The 17,325-nt window shown below is 39.6% G+C and carries 15 protein-coding genes; 3 read left to right on the top strand and 12 right to left on the bottom strand.

Annotated features, from left to right (window positions below; genetic code table 11):
* Positions 1–15: 15 nt before the first annotated feature.
* The 6 genes from clpX to ME5_RS05705 form a co-directional block, all read right to left on the bottom strand.
* Positions 16–1,290, bottom strand: coding sequence for an ATP-dependent Clp protease ATP-binding subunit ClpX (gene clpX, locus ME5_RS05730; protein WP_008039250.1), 1,275 nt, complete (start codon positions 1,288–1,290; stop codon positions 16–18).
* Positions 1,291–1,514: 224 nt separating this feature from the next.
* A complete protein-coding gene (gene clpP, locus ME5_RS05725) occupies positions 1,515–2,147 on the bottom strand; it encodes an ATP-dependent Clp endopeptidase proteolytic subunit ClpP (protein WP_008039249.1) in 633 nt (210 codons plus the stop codon).
* A gap of 220 nt (positions 2,148–2,367) precedes the next feature.
* On the bottom strand, positions 2,368–3,165 hold the full coding sequence (locus ME5_RS05720; RefSeq protein ID WP_008039248.1) for a glycosyltransferase: 798 nt from the start codon (positions 3,163–3,165) through the stop codon (positions 2,368–2,370).
* A gap of 8 nt (positions 3,166–3,173) precedes the next feature.
* Positions 3,174–4,550: a Trk system potassium transporter TrkA gene (gene trkA, locus ME5_RS05715; protein WP_008039247.1), complete on the bottom strand. Its 1,377-nt coding sequence runs from the start codon at positions 4,548–4,550 to the stop codon at positions 3,174–3,176.
* A 3-nt stretch (positions 4,551–4,553) separates the two neighbouring features.
* Positions 4,554–5,918, bottom strand: a complete 1,365-nt coding sequence (ntrX, locus tag ME5_RS05710; RefSeq protein ID WP_008039246.1) for a nitrogen assimilation response regulator NtrX — start codon at positions 5,916–5,918, stop codon at positions 4,554–4,556.
* A 28-nt stretch (positions 5,919–5,946) separates the two neighbouring features.
* Positions 5,947–8,313, bottom strand: a complete 2,367-nt coding sequence (locus tag ME5_RS05705; RefSeq protein ID WP_008039245.1) for a sensor histidine kinase NtrY-like — start codon at positions 8,311–8,313, stop codon at positions 5,947–5,949.
* Positions 8,314–8,576: 263 nt separating this feature from the next.
* On the opposite strand from ME5_RS05705, the gene rirA reads away from it, so the two are divergent.
* The 3 genes from rirA to ME5_RS05690 are packed head-to-tail and all read left to right on the top strand — an operon-like array spanning position 8,577 to position 10,744.
* Entirely contained in the window at positions 8,577–9,035 is a 459-nt protein-coding gene (rirA, locus tag ME5_RS05700) for an iron-responsive transcriptional regulator RirA (protein WP_008039244.1), read from the top strand.
* 15 nt (positions 9,036–9,050) lie between these two features.
* Positions 9,051–10,274 carry a bifunctional 2-C-methyl-D-erythritol 4-phosphate cytidylyltransferase/2-C-methyl-D-erythritol 2,4-cyclodiphosphate synthase gene (locus tag ME5_RS05695; RefSeq protein ID WP_245256549.1) on the top strand — a complete coding sequence of 408 codons (1,224 nt, stop codon included), beginning with the start codon at positions 9,051–9,053 and terminating at the stop codon, positions 10,272–10,274.
* Complete coding sequence (locus ME5_RS05690; RefSeq protein ID WP_008039242.1) at positions 10,265–10,744, top strand: CinA family protein; 480 nt, start codon at positions 10,265–10,267, stop codon at positions 10,742–10,744. The genes ME5_RS05695 and ME5_RS05690 overlap by 10 nt, the downstream gene beginning before the upstream one ends.
* A gap of 150 nt (positions 10,745–10,894) precedes the next feature.
* On the opposite strand, the gene ME5_RS05685 is transcribed toward ME5_RS05690, so the two are convergent.
* The 6 genes from ME5_RS05685 to ME5_RS05660 all read right to left on the bottom strand — a co-directional run bounded on the left by ME5_RS05685 (position 10,895) and on the right by ME5_RS05660 (position 17,311).
* Entirely contained in the window at positions 10,895–11,356 is a 462-nt protein-coding gene (locus ME5_RS05685) for a type II toxin-antitoxin system RatA family toxin (RefSeq protein WP_008039241.1), read from the bottom strand.
* On the bottom strand, positions 11,356–12,321 hold the full coding sequence (gene lipA, locus ME5_RS05680) for a lipoyl synthase (protein WP_008039240.1): 966 nt from the start codon (positions 12,319–12,321) through the stop codon (positions 11,356–11,358). Before lipA ends, ME5_RS05685 begins: the two co-directional genes overlap by 1 nt.
* 77 nt (positions 12,322–12,398) lie before the next feature.
* Positions 12,399–13,871, bottom strand: coding sequence for a dihydrolipoyl dehydrogenase (lpdA, locus tag ME5_RS05675; RefSeq protein ID WP_425338863.1), 1,473 nt, complete (start codon positions 13,869–13,871; stop codon positions 12,399–12,401).
* Positions 13,872–13,886: 15 nt separating this feature from the next.
* Positions 13,887–14,528 carry an SGNH/GDSL hydrolase family protein gene (locus ME5_RS05670; RefSeq protein ID WP_008039234.1) on the bottom strand — a complete coding sequence of 214 codons (642 nt, stop codon included), beginning with the start codon at positions 14,526–14,528 and terminating at the stop codon, positions 13,887–13,889.
* Between the two features lies 1 nt (position 14,529).
* A complete protein-coding gene (locus tag ME5_RS05665; protein WP_008039233.1) occupies positions 14,530–15,912 on the bottom strand; it encodes a pyruvate dehydrogenase complex dihydrolipoamide acetyltransferase in 1,383 nt (460 codons plus the stop codon).
* Between the two features lie 13 nt (positions 15,913–15,925).
* Positions 15,926–17,311: a pyruvate dehydrogenase complex E1 component subunit beta gene (locus tag ME5_RS05660; RefSeq protein WP_008039232.1), complete on the bottom strand. Its 1,386-nt coding sequence runs from the start codon at positions 17,309–17,311 to the stop codon at positions 15,926–15,928.
* Positions 17,312–17,325 lie beyond the last annotated feature (14 nt).

The following is a 17,325-nucleotide window of genomic DNA, read 5'->3' as shown; positions in this document are numbered from 1 at the left end:
CTTTAAACAATAGTTTTATGCAGAAGCATTTTCTTTTTCTTCCGACCTTTCGGAATAAATATATAAAGGGCGAGCTTTTTCATTGACAACATCGCTAGAAATAACGACTTCTTGCACCCCTTCTAAAGTAGGAAGTTCAAACATTGTATCAAGCAGAATTTTCTCCATTATCGAACGTAAACCCCGCGCACCTGTTTTACGTTCAATGGCCTTATTGGCAATAGCGCGCAACGCATCATCGTGAAACGTTAATGTGACATTTTCCATTTCAAACAAACGTTGATATTGTTTCACTAAAGCATTTTTAGGTTGCGACAAAATACGCACTAAAGCATCAATATCCAGATCTTCTAGAGTTGCTATAACAGGTAAACGTCCAACAAATTCAGGGATAAGACCAAATTTTAAAAGATCCTCTGGTTCCAAATCATGAAAAATTTCACCAATACGGCGCTCATCAACAGCTTTAACAGTCGCACCAAAACCGATAGATGTTTTTTCACCTCGAGCTGAAATAATCCGCTCAAGTCCAGCAAAGGCACCACCACATATAAACAATATATTTGTCGTATCGACTTGCAAAAATTCCTGCTGCGGATGTTTACGCCCCCCTTGAGGTGGCACCGATGCAACCGTTCCTTCCATAATTTTCAACAAAGCTTGTTGAACACCTTCACCCGATACATCGCGTGTAATAGAAGGATTGTCAGATTTACGAGAAATTTTATCAACCTCATCAATATAAACGATGCCGCGTTGAGCACGCTCAACATTATAATCTGCAGATTGAAGAAGTTTCAAAATGATATTTTCGACATCTTCACCGACATAACCAGCTTCAGTCAAAGTTGTTGCATCGGCCATAGTGAAAGGAACATCAATAATTCGTGCCAAAGTTTGTGCCAAATATGTTTTACCGCAACCCGTTGGACCAACTAGCAAAATATTCGACTTTGATAATTCAATATCATCACTGCTCGACTGATGCGCCAAACGTTTATAGTGATTATGAACTGCCACTGAAAGCACCCGCTTTGCATGTGTTTGTCCAACCACATAATCATCCAAGACTGTTATAATTTCTTGCGGAGTGGGAACGCCATCACGCGCTTTTACATTTGATGATTTATTTTCTTCCCGAATGATATCCATGCAAAGCTCAACGCATTCATCACAGATAAAAACCGTTGGCCCTGCAATAAGTTTACGCACCTCATGTTGGCTTTTGCCGCAAAATGAGCAATAAAGCGTGTTTTTTGAATCGCCACCATTACTCCCAATCTTGCTCATTTCCACTTCCTTTCATCCGCATATACGCGACGTATAACTTTCCTAGAAGTTATTTCCAACTTTACCCAATCTTAAAAACATACACAAAAGCATCTACACATCAATAAATTTGTTCATTTTTCTTGTTTTGCGTGACATTTTTAAAGTCGATGACCAAACGATCCAATAAGTATTCTTTCACAGAACAAAAGCAATTTTAAATAAGCCCTTTTGTTTTTTAAAAACTAGTCCTTTTTATCACCTTCAGCTTCAGTACGATATTGCACAACATCATCAATAAGACCAAAAGCTTTTGATTCTTCAGCAGTCATAAAATGATCACGATCCAGCGTTGCTTCAATCGTTTCATATTTTTGACCTGTATGTTGAACATAAATTTCATTCAGACGGCGTTTCATTTTAATAATGTCTTGTGCATGGCGCTCAATATCTGATGCCTGACCTTGAAAACCACCTGAAGGTTGATGCACCATAATACGTGCATTAGGTAAAGCAAAACGATGACCTTTTGCACCAGCAGTCAATAGCAAAGACCCCATAGATGCTGCCTGCCCCATGCAAAGCGTAGAAACCGCAGGGCGAATGAATTGCATTGTGTCATAAATTGCCATACCAGACGTCACAACGCCACCTGGTGAATTAATATAAAGACTAATTTCCTTTGTTGGATTTTCAGCTTCCAAAAATAAAAGCTGCGCACAAACAAGCATCGCCATATTGTCTTCAACAGGACCGTTGATAAAAATAATACGTTCTTTTAGAAGACGCGAAAAAATATCATATGCGCGTTCCCCGCGATTGGTCTGTTCGACAACCATGGGCACAAGACTTAAGGCCGTTTTCATTGGATCACTCATTTTTCACTTCCATAATTGTTCGAATCGATAATCTTAGCCAAATGGCAATCTAATAAATAGGATATCAATCCTATCTTTCGCAAGTCTCAAACATTTTATGCCAATAAACACCTTTCAAATTTATGAAAATAATTCATTTTTATAAATGGTTTGTATTATTTTAAGGCACGAAACTTATTTTGTTTTGCTCAACACGAAATTTTTATGCAAATATTATTAATTATTCACTCATATGGTCAATTTGCTTTTTCGCCCAGAAGTAAAAACTCCCCTCTTGAGCAACCTGTTCTGTTTTGGCTTTTTTATGAACATGAAATCCGATAAATTGAGAATCATTCAATGGTTCCAAACCGTAAGATGGATCAAATATGCGCTCAGCATCACGTCCTGTCCAATAATAAAACGTCTTTTTTTCCTTTGCTTTCTGGAAAAAACCATGCCGCTTTGCTAATCGTGATATGCCATCATTTCCAAATACAGTTATTCCCAAACGCCCCGGCACAACGGGAAGTTTTTTCCATCTGAGTAAAAAAGGCAGCCACACACGCCGACGAAAACCAAGCCAGTTGGGCACCATCTCATCACTTTTTAAATAATCTTCAAATTCTTTTATAATTGGATTATCTTTTGGAAAATAAAGCGCTGATACGCCAACACGCTGACGATTTTCTCGTGCAAGCCAAACCTCGTCTTCTTGAGGATGAAATTGTTTCACCAAATAGACATCCGTATCCAACCACACACCAGCCTGATGTTTCATCAACATGACACGAAAAAAATCAGAAAATTGAACAATTGTTCGATTGGGCTTAAAATTTGGAAATTCAGGATCAAGCCTATATAAAATTTCTAAGGGTAATATAGGTTCAGCATCTATAAGTTCAACACCTTTAGGCACATTTTCAATAGATCCATGGCTATAAAGTTTCACTTTTTGCCCTGTTTTAACCATCGAGGAAAGACAATACCAATCAACCGAACGCAACCGATCTCCATACCAGAAAGTACAAATATCCATTCAACCCCTCAAAAATAATCCAAACTTACTCGAAATAACTGTTCCACATCTTTTACTGTATCTGCAAGCGCAAAAATTACAACGCGATCACCTGACAAAATACGCGTATTTGACAATGGTTGCACAATCGCCCCATTGCGATATATCGCACCAATACGTAATCCATCAGGAAGATTAAGCTGTGACAAAGGTTTTCCAACCAATGACGATGTTTGCATAGCTTCTGCCTCAATAATCTCAGCTTCGCCATTTAAAACAGAATAAACTGAGCGAATACGACCACGACGCATTTGTTGTAAAACTTTCGAAATCGTAACATTACGTGGATTTATATGAGTATCAACCCCAACAGCACGATTAAACTCTTGATAAGCAGGATTATTAATCAAAGCCATATTGGAAAAACACCCTAAACGCTTTGCCATGATTGCGCTTAATATATTAACTTGGTCTTGATTGGTAACACTTACCATTAAATCAGCACGCTCAATGCCTGCTTCATGCAAAATAGATGCATCTAACGCACTGCCGTTTAAAACGGGGGTTTTTATAAGTTGATCACTAATTATTGAAGCGCGTTCTTTATCACTTTCGATAAGACGTAGCCGCGTTTTATAAGAACGCTTTTCCATAGCTTTTGCAACATAAAGCCCAATATGGCCTCCGCCTGCAATAATAATTCTATTGGCTTCTTGCTCATCATGTCCAAAAAGTCCTAATGCACGACGAACCTGACCGCGTCCTGCAATGAGATATGTGACATCACCCACGTCTAATGTCGTATCACCATGTGCAATCAAAAGATCTTCGCCTCTTTTAATCCCCACAACTGTTGTTTGCAAATCGGGAAAAAGTTCTGACAATTGTCTAAGAGGTGTATTGATAACAGGGCAATTTTCCATACATTCTACTGCCAATGCTACAATATCATCATTTCCTAAATAAAGAACATCAATAGCTCCTGGCAAGGCAATGCGCCGTAAAATCATCTTAGCGACTTCAATTTCTGGAGAGATGATCACGTCAATTGGTATATTTTCACGCGCAAAAAGGTTTTGATATTTTGGGTCAAGATAAGATTGATCACGAATACGTGCCATTTTTACTGGAATATTGAAAAGAGAGTGCGCAACCTGACATGCGACCATATTGACTTCATCATAAAGTGTTACAGCCACAAGCATATCCGCTTCATCGGCTCCAGCCGCACGCAAAATTTCTGGTTGTGCGCCATGTCCTACAAGTCCACGCACATCGAGTGTGTTTTGTATATTTTCTATCAGTTTTTGTTCAAGATCTATGACTGTGACGTCATGCTTTTCACGTGCCAAACGTTCAGCTATTCCATACCCTACTTGACCTGCACCGCTGATAATGACCTTCATAAATCACGAAACTCCTAAAGATTTAAGTTTACGATGAAGAGCCGATCGTTCCATACCAACAAATTCTGCGGTACGTGATACATTGCCGCCAAAGCGATCTATTTGAGCAATAAGATATTCTTTTTCAAATAATTCTCGCGCTTCGCGTAAAGGTAGCGCCATAATATGTTGATCGGAATCTGTGGGCGCACGTGGCAATGTATCACCAACTTCGGCAGGTAATAATTCTGTTGTAATTGGACCGTCACTCTCAGAACCACGGGCTAAAATCAGCAAACGTTCAATATTATTTCTTAATTGGCGAACATTACCTGGCCAATTATGCGCTTGTAAAACAGCCATAGCATCATCAGCAATCTCACGCGGCTTAATACCTGCTTGCTGAGATATTTGTTGAATAAAATAGCGTACAAGTTCAGGAATATCTTCACGATGACGTGACAAAGGAGGCACTGAAAGAGGTACAACAGACAAGCGGTGAAACAGATCTTCGCGAAAACGACCTTCTGCAATCAAACCTTCCAAATTTTGCGCTGTTGAAGAAATTACACGTACATCAACTTTTACTCTTTTACTTCCTCCCACACGTTCAAAAGTTTGATCTGTTAAAACGCGCAAAATTTTATTTTGAGTTTCACGCGGCATATCTGCCACTTCATCAATATATAAAATACCACCATGCGCTTCTTCCAACGCTCCAACTTTTCTCTCTTTGCCATCCATTTCCGTGCCAAAAAGTTCAATTTCCATACGTTCTGGTGTGATTGCAGCAGCATTGATCACAATAAAAGGTCCTTTAGAACGAGTTGATGCTATGTGAATGGCACGCGCTGTCATCTCTTTTCCAGCACCTGATGGACCGGTAATCATGATACGACTATTGGTCGGGGCAACCCTTTCTATCGTTTGGCGCAATTGATTCATCACGATAGATGATCCCAATAATTCTGGTGTTTGCACAGATTGCTTACGCAATTCAGAAACTTCCCGCTTAAGTTTAGAATTTTCAAGTGCTCTTTCTGCTACCAATACCAAACGGTCAGCTTTAAAAGGTTTTTCAATAAAATCATATGCGCCTCGTTTAATCGCAGACACAGCAGTTTCAATATTACCATGTCCAGAAATCATCACGATTGGCAGCTGCGGATAACGACTTTTTATTTCATCAAGCAAAGCTAAACCATCTAACCGACTGCCTTGCAACCATATATCCAAAAAAACAAGACGCGGGACACGATTTTCAATTTGCAACAGCGCTTCATCAGAGCTCGCGGCAAGTCGAGTTTCATGACCTTCGTCCTCCAAAATTCCACCAACCAATTCACGAATATCGGCTTCATCATCGACAATTAAAATATCGGAAGACATATCATTCACCTATCCTATTGTTGTCGTTTCATTCGTCATTCATAATATTTGACGACTTTATTGCAGGAAAAACCATACGGATCATTGCGCCACAACCACCATAAAAAGACACGGGTGCATCATGCAGCTCCATATAACCACCATGTTCTTCAACTATTTTTCTCACAATTGCTAACCCCAGTCCTGTCCCCTTTTCACGCGTCGTCATATAAGGTTCTAATAATTTTTCACGTTGTTCCTTAGGTAAGCCTTTACCATTATCCATCACTTCCACAATCAAGTGTTGGTATTCATCATAAGAACGCACACAGATATAGCCTTTTTCTTTTCGATCATTACTGACAGCATCAATGGCTTCACTGGCATTTTTAATAACATTACCAAAGGCCTGACCGATAAGTCGGCTATCAAACTCCCCTATAAGCGGATGTTCGCCAAGATCACGTTCAAATTTAATGTCATGACGTGAAACTTCAACAAGAAAACATGCTTCTCGCAACGGTTCACGAATATCTAATTTTAGCATTTCAGGCTTGGGCATACGTGCGAAGGAAGAAAATTCATCAACCATGCGACCAATATCACCAACTTGGCGAATGATTGTATCCGTACATTGATCAAAAATTTCTTTATCTTGCGTAATAACTTTACCGTAACGGCGGCGTATTCTTTCTGCCGATAATTGTATAGGGGTCAAAGGGTTTTTAATTTCATGAGCAATGCGTCTGGCCACATCAGCCCAAGCTGATGACCTTTGCGCTTCAACGAGATCAGTAATATCATCAATCGTCATAACCCATGATTGACCTTGTCCATCATCACCCTCCATTGTGACTTGTACATTATAAACACGCGATCGTCCTTGATCAGAAAATGTTACTTGTTCACTATAATTGCGTCGACCTGTCGAACGTGCCACTTCAAACACCTGGCCAATATCAACACTCAGCGATGAAATACTTTTTCCCAAAACATCTTGAACACTCATATTTATCATTGTTTCAAAAGAGCGATTAATAACCGTAATATCACCATTTTGGTCAATGCCAGCTACACCTGCTGTTACACCAGCAAGAACGGCTTCTGAAAAGCGACGTCTTTCATCAATCTGATCGCGGGCTGAGATCAATTCATTTCGCTGATTTTTTAATTCGCTGACCATATAATTAAACGTTTTGCCAAGCTGCCCAACATCCCCGTCGCGAGCACGTACAGGCACCACAACATCCATATTGCCTGATGCGACATCATCAGCCGCACCAATCAGAAGCCTGATCGGACGCACCAAACGATCTGCTACAGCGATCCCTGTCCAAATTGCTGATAGTAAAAGACTTAAAAACAAACATAAATACAAGACTGAAAACGCGATTTGAGTAGGAACACGATTTTCATTAAGATCACGATAACGTTCTGTATTGGCTTCTGTGAGACGTAAAGCAGATAAAACACGCTCATCAACATCACGCACGAGATAAAGAAAGGTATTTGGAATATCATTCAGCTTTAAAATAACGCCAAAATAATCATGTTGACCGGGCTGAAATGTAAATGGACTGCCGCTCGTGGCTTGCGCGATCAATTCTGCAGGTGGTATTGGGAGTTTATCTTCACCGCCGAGATAACTTGACAAATAAATCGTTCCATTTGGGCTAAGTAAAAAAGCCCCTCTTAAATCTCTACCAGCGGCATGTCGTGTTAATTGCAGTCGATATTCTGTTGGATTAAGCGTTAACAACTGTCGATTATCCAAAGCAAAAGCCATTGCATAAGATGAATTTTTTAAATTTTGCAATGTTTCATCAGCATATCCATTTGCCAAATCAATCGATGAATTGACTATTTGCCTTGTCGTTGTATCAAACCAACGATCCAGCCCTTGATTAAGGGTAACACCAGCAATAATCGCCACCACAACAGCTGGTAAAGTAGCGACAATAGCAAAAAGAGAAACAATACGCACATGCAAACGAGAAGCAGCTCGTCCCGTACGCCACGCGCGAACAATTGGCCTCATTTCATAAAAAGTAACAGCTATAAGGCCAATAACCCAAACGCTATTAATACACGTTAAAACAATTGTCACATAAGTGCTAGGAACAACCGATGTATACCCAAGCAAAATAATAAATGTTACAATTGCAGTGAGTAATGCCATTGCAATAATTAATGCACCCAGAAATGTCCGAAGCGTTAAAACACCCGTTTTTTTCTTCGCAGTCTCATCTTGAATGTATTTTTGTTGATTCTTCATAAAACCCACAATGTCCATTTCGTTGTAAACTGGCAACACATTGTGGCGAAAATACAACACAAAATCTGTGAATTGTCGATATAGTTCTATTATAAACAAGTCTTTGAAATTTTTTATCACATCCCATGAAAATCGTTTCATCAAAAGATGATAAGCACTATGAATTATGTTACAATTGATGTGAGAAAAAGAGAACAAATAAGACGCAATTTATAATACTTTCTACTTTTTTACTGCATATGATACAAAGGAAATCTGTATATGAAGAGTATCACATGAAAAAGTCATAATGCTGTGTCAGTGTCATTTTTAAATGACTGCAAAAAAAATAAAAAAAGACTTCCACAAATTTCAGAATAGTTCTAAACTAACTCTAATATCGAAGTAATTGAAGAGAGGCAATCATGCGGCTAACAAAACAGACAAATTACGCTATTCGTATGTTAATGTACTGTGCAGCCAATTCGGGTGAACTTAGTCGTGTACCTGAAATTGCTAAAGCCTATTCTGTATCAGAGTTATTTTTGTTTAAAATTCTTCATCCACTTGTTGAAGCGGGTTTAATGCATACTGTTCGTGGTCGTAACGGCGGTGTAAAACTAGCTAAACCAGCTGAAGATATTTCTGTGGCAGATGTCGTCAAAATTACGGAAGATAATTTTGCCATGGCAGAATGTTTTGAAAATGATGCGATAGAATGCCCATTGGTAGATGCCTGCGGGCTTAATGCCACACTAAGTAAAGCACTAAAAGCGTTTTTTAATGTTTTATCAGCAACATCAATTGCTGATTTACAACGCCCTAATTTACGTCGCCAATTAGGCATAGATGTTGATGAAGACACTCGTCAATTGGCGAGTTAATTAAAACGAGGATCGATTATATCTGTTGCAGCCATCATATTAGCGGCAGGACGTGGGGAACGTATCGGCACGCCCCATGACGGTCCAAAGCAATATCGTATGCTTGATAAGCATGCTATAATTTTTCATACACTACGCTCTTTTGTAAAATCTAAGCTTTTTTCAACGATTATTCTTGTCATTCATCGCGATGATAAACAGATATGTTACGAAAAACTTGAAGATTTTTCTGATCGTATAAAAATTGTTTATGGAGATGCAACCCGGCAAGTTTCCACTTTAAATGGCTTGCGTGCTTTAAAAGACCATAATCCAAATTATGTTTTTATTCATGATGGCGTACGCCCTTTTATTAACGATCATTTATTACACGATATTATTGATCAATTAAGCTTTGATAGAGGTGTTTTACCTGCTCTTCCTGTTTCTGATACATTAAAGCGTAGTGACAAAAATAACTATGTTTGCGAAACGATTTCTCGTCACCATCTTTTTTACGCACAAACACCACAAGCGTTTCCTTATCAAGCAATTTTACAAGCACATGAAAAAGCCTTTACTGAAAATCTTTTAACTTTTACTGATGACTCAGCAATTGCAGAATGGGCTGGTCTTAGTGTGAAAATCATGCAAGGTGACAGCGATAATTTTAAAATCACATGGCCAGAAGATTTGATACGAGCCAAACAACGCGTAAGGAATGAAAAAGTGCTGCCATATGAAACATCATCAAATTTTCCAGATATTCGAACAGGAAATGGTTACGATGTTCATGCATTTGAGTCAGGGGAATCTGTCACATTATGTGGCGTGAAAATTCCTTATGATCGACAATTAAAAGGGCATTCCGATGCTGATGTCGGTCTACATGCCTTAACCGATGCTCTTTTGGCAACTCGAGGCGCCGGTGATATTGGAACCCATTTTCCACCATCAGAGCAAAAATGGAAAAATGTCGCATCTAATGTTTTCGTTCGACATGCAGTCAATCTGATAAAACATGCACATGGTCGCATTATTAATATAGATATTACGCTCATAGCAGAAGAACCAAAAATCGGTCCGCATCGTGAAGCGATGACAAATGCACTAATGGCGATGTTGGGAATATCTGCTGATCGCATTTCAATCAAAGCAACAACCAATGAAAAAATAGGATTTATTGGTCGTAAAGAAGGTATCGCAGCTATTGCGACGGCCAATGTTATTTATCCGGGGGAAGTACCTTCATGTCTATGATTGCAGAAGAAAAAGCAATGAAAGTTCTGGCCTTTTGTCGAAATGAAAATATGCGACTTGTGACTGTAGAATCTTGCACAGCAGGGCTTATTATTGCAAGTCTCACTGATATTAGTGGATCTTCTGATGTTGTCGACTGTGGCTTTATAACTTATTCTAATGAAGCAAAAAGCCGTTTGGTTGCAGTTTCGCCTATTTTAATTGAAACACATGGTGCTGTTTCTCGCGAAGTTGCAATCGCAATGGCAGAAGGGGGGCTTCGTCACTCAACAGCTGATATTACAATAGCAGTCACCGGCATTGCTGGGCCTAAAAGTGATAAAACACGAAAACCTGTTGGACTTGTTCATTTTGCTGTGGCGCGTAAAAACCATAGAACACGACATAAAGAAGAAAATTTTGGAACGCTTGAACGAGCAAAAATTCGTCAAAAGACAGTTGAGCGAGCCCTCGATTTTATTTGCGAATAAAACTTATATATGCTCTATTTTTTTAAGAAAATAAATTATCAATAGATTGTAAAATATTTTTAATTTCATATTATTAAAATTACACTTTAAGATGACGAATATCAATTTTAAAGAATAAATGCATATTTAAATATTTGTGAAGATTATTTTTTATTCCCTAATCGTTCCATAAATGTTATCAGCGCGCTTTTCAAAAGCTTCTGAAAACTTTCTAAAAGCAATATCAAACATTGATCCCATAACTAATCCAAGCATACGATTTTTAAATTCATAATCGATAAAAAATTCTATGTTAGACGAATGATCGTTATCCTTAGCATGGAAAAGCCAACGATTTTCTAAATAACGAAATGGTCCATCAATATATTTGACATGAATAGATAAATCTTCAGAATTTAAAAAAACTTGCGTTGTGAAACTTTCTCGTATCATTTTATAGCCGACTGTCATATCAGCAATCAAAAGTGTTTTTTGACCATCTTCTTTACGTGAACGTACAATCAACGCATCACACATAGGCAAAAATTCAGGATAACTTTCTACATCCGCCACAAGATCAAACATTTGCTTAGGGCTATGATGCACCAAACGATGCGTTGTAAATGTTGGCATCAGCGACCTTTTTTTGCGACTTTTTCTGCACGAGCCTTTTGCAATGCAGCAAAATCATCCCCCGCATGGTGCGAAGAGCGTGTCAAAGGACTAGAGGCCATATGTAAAAAACCTTTTGTTTTACCAATAGTTGCAAGTGACTCAAACTCATCTGGCGGCACAAAACGAATAACTGGATGATGTTTACGCGTCGGCTGTAAATATTGACCAATCGTCATAAAATCAACGTCGGCACTACGCAAATCATCCATCAATTGCAAAATTTCATTTCTTTCTTCACCAAGCCCCACCATAATTCCTGACTTGGTAAAAATTGTTGGATCCAATTCTTTAACTTGTTGCAGCAGGCGTATTGAGTGAAAATACCGTGCACCCGGGCGGACTTTCAAATATTTTGAAGGAACTGTTTCCAGATTGTGATTAAAAACATCAGGTTTCGCAGCAACGACCGTTTCAATCGCTCCTTCCTTATGACGAAAATCAGGTGTCAAAATTTCAACCGTGGTTAATGGGGATTTACGACGAATGGCATGGATGACATCAGCAAAATGTTGTGCGCCACCATCAGGCATATCATCACGATCAACAGAGGTTATTACAACATGTTTTAAACCCATCTGAGCAACTGCGTCAGCTACACGTTCAGGTTCATCTTTATCAATTGGCAATGGAATACCTGTTGTAACATTACAAAATGCACAAGCACGTGTGCAAATTTCACCTAAAATCATAAAACTTGCATGACGCTGATCCCAACATTCACCTACATTTGGGCAACCGGCTTCTTCACAAACAGTCACCAATTTATTTGTGCGAACAATATCCCGCGTTTCGGCATAAGTTCGTGAATTCGGCGCTTTAACCCTAATCCAGTCGGGTTTTTTTAAAACCACAGAGTCAGGGCGATGTGCCTTTTCTGGATGCCTTGGACGCCTATTTGTAAGTGTATCGACAACGGTAACCATTTCAGACCTCAAAAACGCTATGCCACTTTATATGGAGCTTAAACTGCCAAAATTTAAATCATGCTTTGTAAAAAAGCTTATGCATTGAGCACTTGATCATAAGCATCAAGGACACTTTCCTTCATCATTTCTGAAAGCGTTGGATGTGGGAAAACTGTATGCATCAAATCTTCTTCTGTTGTTTCTAAATTCATCGCAATAACAAAACCTTGAATAAGCTCTGTTACCTCGGCTCCAACCATATGTGCGCCAAGCAATTGCCCTGTTTTTTTATCAAAAATAGTTTTCACTATTCCTTGATCTTCCCCAAGAGCAATAGCTTTACCATTGGCTGCAAAAGAATAACGACCAACACGAATATCATACCCCCCAGCTTTTGCTTTTTCTTCTGTTAAGCCTACTGAAGCAACTTGTGGTGTGCAATAAGTGCAGCCTGGAATTTTGCCTTTATCAAGAGGATGCACAGTTTTAAGCCCTGCAATATGTTCAACGCAAATGACCCCTTCTTCTTCCGCTTTATGTGCCAACATAGGAGGACCGGCAACATCACCAATAGCATAAATTCCTTCAACATTAGTACGGCTCCATTCATCGATCGTGATACAACCTTTAACCGTTTGAACTCCCAATGCTTCAAGTCCTAGATTTTCAATATTACCTTGAACGCCAACTGCAGAAATTAACTTTTGTGCTGTAATTTTTTCATTTTTTCCATCAATATCAACATGAACGCTTACACTATCCGTTGCTTTTTCAACTTTCGCAACTTTAGCATTTGTTAAAATGCGAATACCTTTTTTTTCCAATTGTTTGCGTGCAAATGTTGAAATTTCAATATCCTCCACTGGCATGATATGTGGCATCATTTCAACAACTGTAACCTCAGCCCCCATATCCCTATAAAATGAGGCAAATTCTATACCAATTGCTCCTGATCCCATAACCACGAGTGATTTCGGCATTGTTTGAGGGACCATAGCTTCAAAATATGTCCAAATTTTTTGACCATCAGGCTCAATTCCAGGAAGAATGCGTGGACGCGCACCCGTTGCAACGATAATATGCTTGGCTTTATATTGTCCCTCACCTAACACACCTTTCGGAACTGGATTTTGTGGCTGCTTTGCTGGTTTTGATGTTTTTGAAACACTTAATTCAGCAGCTTGACCATTTTGAGCCGCTTTTGTTAATTTTGCTTCACCCCAAATAATATCAATTTTATTTTTCTTCATCAAAAAGCCGACACCTGCATTCAAACGCGCTGAAACACTACGAGAGCGCTGAACAACATCTTTGACATCGGCTTCAATACGACCATTCAACTTCAAACCATAATCTTTAGCGTGTTCAGTAAAATGTTTGATCTCAGCTGAACGCAAAAGTGCTTTTGTTGGTATACAGCCCCAATTAAGGCATATTCCACCAAGATGTTCACGTTCAACAATTGCTGTTTTAAATCCAAGTTGTGCGGCTCGGATCGCTGTTACATAACCACCAGGACCAGAACCGATAACAATAATGTCGTAAGAGTTTACCAATTTTTCCTCCATTAGGAAATAATATTGCTAAAGACCCAAAACCATGCGCACGATAGGCGCAAGACCTTTACCAATAGCTTTAGAATTTGTTTCATCAAGATGAATGCCATCAACTGACGAGGCATAAGCCACAGATGCGGCATCAAAAAAACTACACTCCAATTCATCACATAGATCAGAATAAAACATAGCTAATTTTTTTGATTCACTTATCCCATTGATAAAACGCTGATTTGTATTTTGATCAGCCGTTTCAACCAGATGAGGTGGTGAAACAATGATAATTTCTGGTAGCGGCGTTGGATTAAGATAAGGATATGTGCGAACAATTTCAATTAATCGTCTCATTCCTTGAGCCGCAGAAGCTGCAGAGCCACCCAAATATGATTTCAAATCATTGGTACCCAACAAAATAATAACAAGGTCAACTGGCTGATGTGTTGCTAATAGTGTTGGCAAAATACGCGCACCTTGACGATCTTCGCCAACACTATAGTCATTAAAGACTGTTGTGCGACCGCGTAATCCTTCAGCAATAATAGTCACTTTTTCAGACAGATGCGTTTGTAACACGACTGGCCAACGGTTCACACTTTCATGACGCGAAGGTCCTAGCGGATTAACGCCCCATGTAAGTGAATCTCCATAAGCCAGAATTGTTTTGGTCATATCACACCAACATACTCAGCGGATTTTCGATCAATTTTTTGAACGCTTGTGCAAGTTCTGCGGCTAAAGCACCGTCAACAGCTCGATGATCAGTTGAAATTGTAACCGACATCATTGTTGCAATTGTCACAGCACCATTTTTGACTATGGCGCGTTCTTCGCCAGCACCAATTGCAAAAATTGTTGCATGTGGTGGATTGATAATCGCTGCAAAATCTTTAACACCAAACATGCCCATATTCGAGACCGCTGTCGTTCCGCCTTGGTATTCATCAGGTTTCAACTTACGATCGCGAGCACGTTTAGCTAAATCTTTCATTTCATTTGATATGGTTGATAGTGACTTTTCATCTGCATGTCGTACAATTGGTGTAATAAGACCATTTGGTATGGAAACAGCAACGCCAACATCAGCATATTTGTGCCTTATCATACCGCTATCCATCCAAGAAACATTTGCATCAGGAATAGCTTTTAACGCCATTGCCGTCGCTTTTATGATGAAATCGTTGACCGATAAACGGTAAGATGGCTTTTCGCCATGCTCATTCGTTTGCATTGGTGCCGCGTTATTGAGTTCCGAACGCATTTTCAGCAAAGAATCAAGTTCACAATCAATCGTTACGTAAAAATGCGGAACAGTTTGTTTGGATTCTACCAAACGTTTGGCAATCGTTTTTCGCATACCATCATGTGGCACAATTTCATATTCATCTTGATGAAAGAGTTTTAAAATTTGCTCATCATTTGAACTTGAAACATTAGATATGTTTTGATCGGCTGTGGAAACCGATTTTTGCGTTGAACCATTTGCGAGCGCTTTATCAACATCGCGCTTAATAATACGGCCATGGGGCCCCGTACCAGAAAGTGTATTTAAATCAAGACTGTTTTGACTTGCTAAACGACGCGCTAAAGGCGAAGCAAAAACCCGTTTTGTTCCATCTCCAGATTTTTTGGGGGTTTCGAATTGATTCAGTGAAAAAGCACGTTCATTCGTTGAAGCAGTCTCCGCTTTTTTATCCATAACACTTTCTACAGTTTTTTGCTCATTATTTTCTGTTTCTGCGTTTATGTGTTGTTCGGTTGGTTGAGCAGATGAAGAGGACTCAGCCTTTTTTACCGCTTCTTGTGTGTCTTCACCCTCTTCAGCAAGAATAGCAATCAAAGCATTGACTTTTACGCCTTGTGTTCCTTCAGGAACAATGATTTTAGCCACTGTCCCCTCATCAATTGATTCAACTTCCATCGTCGCCTTATCGGTTTCGATTTCTGCAATCACATCACCTGAAGAAACCTTATCGCCTTCTTTCACATTCCATTTCGCAAGATTACCCTCTTCCATTGTAGGTGAAAGCGCGGGCATGGTAATTTTAATCGGCATGATGCCCTCTCCTTTAGGCCTTATAGGTAACTGATTTTACTGCATCGACAACTTCAGTAACATTTGGCAATGCTAATTTTTCAAGATTGGCTGCATAAGGCATTGGAACGTCTTTACCAGCAATCGTTAATATTGGAGCATCTAAATAATCAAACGCTTGTTGCATAACTCGTGTTGCAATTTCGGTTCCAACAGAAGATTGAGGAAACCCTTCTTCAACTGTCACCAAGCGACCTGTTTTTTTGACGGATTCAAGGACTGTTGGCAAATCCATTGGACGAATTGTTCTTAAATCAATAAGTTCAGCATCAATACCGAGCTTTTCAAGCTCAGGAAGAGCTTGGACAGCATAATTCATTCCCATACCAAAGGCAACAAGCGTGACATCATTTCCCACTTTATGAATACGCGCTTTACCGATAGGCAATACGAAATCATCCAATTTTGGTACTTCAAACTGATGCCCATAAAGCAATTCATTTTCTAGAAAGATAACGGGATTATCATCACGAATTGCCGCTTTTAAAAGTCCTTTCGCATCGGCTGCAGTATAAGGCATAACAACTTTCAAACCAGGAACATGGCTGTACCATGCTGCATAACATTGAGAGTGTTGCGCACCAACACGTGCAGCGGCTCCGTTTGGTCCTCTAAAGACCATTGGTGCAGACATCTGACCACCTGACATATAACGCGTTTTTGCAGCCGAATTAATAATTTGGTCAATTGCCTGCATAGCAAAATTAAATGTCATAAATTCAACAATTGGTCGCAGTCCACCAAATGCTGCACCCACACCAAGTCCTGTAAAGCCATGCTCTGTTATTGGTGTATCAACAACACGTCGAGCGCCAAACTCTTCTAAAAGCCCCTGACTAATTTTATACGCACCTTGATACTCAGCGACTTCTTCTCCCATCAAGAAAACATTTTCATCACGGCGCATTTCTTCTGCGAGTGCTTGATTAAGTGCATCACGCACAGTGGTCATCACCATTTCTGTACCTTCCGGTATATCAGGATCAGAAGCAACAATTGCTGGTGGAGGAGCCGCAACAGTTGGCGCTGCCGATTCAGGCGCTGGCTTTTTTTCTGACTCTTTTTCAGCTGCGGTTTTTGAAGGATTGACCGCTTTATTAAGATCATCAAGCGTTTCACCTTCTTCCAATAAAATCGCAATCGGTGTATTGACTTTAACGGCTTCACTGCCTTCAGGGATTAATATTTTACCTAAAGTTCCCTGGTCTACAGCTTCAACTTCCATCGTGGCCTTATCGGTTTCGATTTCCGCCAAAACATCGCCTGAGGCAACTTTATCGCCTTCTTTTTTAACCCATTTGGACAGTTTGCCTTCTTCCATTGTCGGCGAAAGCGCAGGCATTAAAATATCTACGGACATAGTCGCTTTCCTCT

The organism is Bartonella tamiae Th239, assembly GCF_000278275.1.
Lineage (GTDB): Bacteria > Pseudomonadota > Alphaproteobacteria > Rhizobiales > Rhizobiaceae > Bartonella > Bartonella tamiae.
This window is presented reverse-complemented; position numbering and strand designations above follow the sequence as displayed.

Bases quoted from the DNA above. Each gene is read 5' to 3' on its own strand.
- clpX (WP_008039250.1), bottom strand. From the start codon at position 1,290: ATGAGCAAGATTGGGAGTAATGGTGGCGATTCAAAAAACACGCTTTAT.
- trkA (WP_008039247.1), bottom strand. From the start codon at position 4,550: ATGAAGGTCATTATCAGCGGTGCAGGTCAAGTAGGGTATGGAATAGCT.
- lipA (WP_008039240.1), bottom strand. From the start codon at position 12,321: ATGGTTACCGTTGTCGATACACTTACAAATAGGCGTCCAAGGCATCCA.
- rirA (WP_008039244.1), top strand. From the start codon at position 8,577: ATGCGGCTAACAAAACAGACAAATTACGCTATTCGTATGTTAATGTAC.
- clpP (WP_008039249.1), bottom strand. From the start codon at position 2,147: ATGAGTGATCCAATGAAAACGGCCTTAAGTCTTGTGCCCATGGTTGTC.
- ME5_RS05705 (WP_008039245.1), bottom strand. From the start codon at position 8,313: ATGAAACGATTTTCATGGGATGTGATAAAAAATTTCAAAGACTTGTTT.
- lpdA (WP_425338863.1), bottom strand. From the start codon at position 13,871: ATGGAGGAAAAATTGGTAAACTCTTACGACATTATTGTTATCGGTTCT.
- ME5_RS05665 (WP_008039233.1), bottom strand. From the start codon at position 15,912: ATGCCGATTAAAATTACCATGCCCGCGCTTTCACCTACAATGGAAGAG.
- ME5_RS05685 (WP_008039241.1), bottom strand. From the start codon at position 11,356: ATGCCAACATTTACAACGCATCGTTTGGTGCATCATAGCCCTAAGCAA.
- ME5_RS05720 (WP_008039248.1), bottom strand. From the start codon at position 3,165: ATGGATATTTGTACTTTCTGGTATGGAGATCGGTTGCGTTCGGTTGAT.
- ME5_RS05690 (WP_008039242.1), top strand. From the start codon at position 10,265: ATGTCTATGATTGCAGAAGAAAAAGCAATGAAAGTTCTGGCCTTTTGT.
- ME5_RS05670 (WP_008039234.1), bottom strand. From the start codon at position 14,528: ATGACCAAAACAATTCTGGCTTATGGAGATTCACTTACATGGGGCGTT.
- ME5_RS05660 (WP_008039232.1), bottom strand. From the start codon at position 17,311: ATGTCCGTAGATATTTTAATGCCTGCGCTTTCGCCGACAATGGAAGAA.
- ntrX (WP_008039246.1), bottom strand. From the start codon at position 5,918: ATGTCTTCCGATATTTTAATTGTCGATGATGAAGCCGATATTCGTGAA.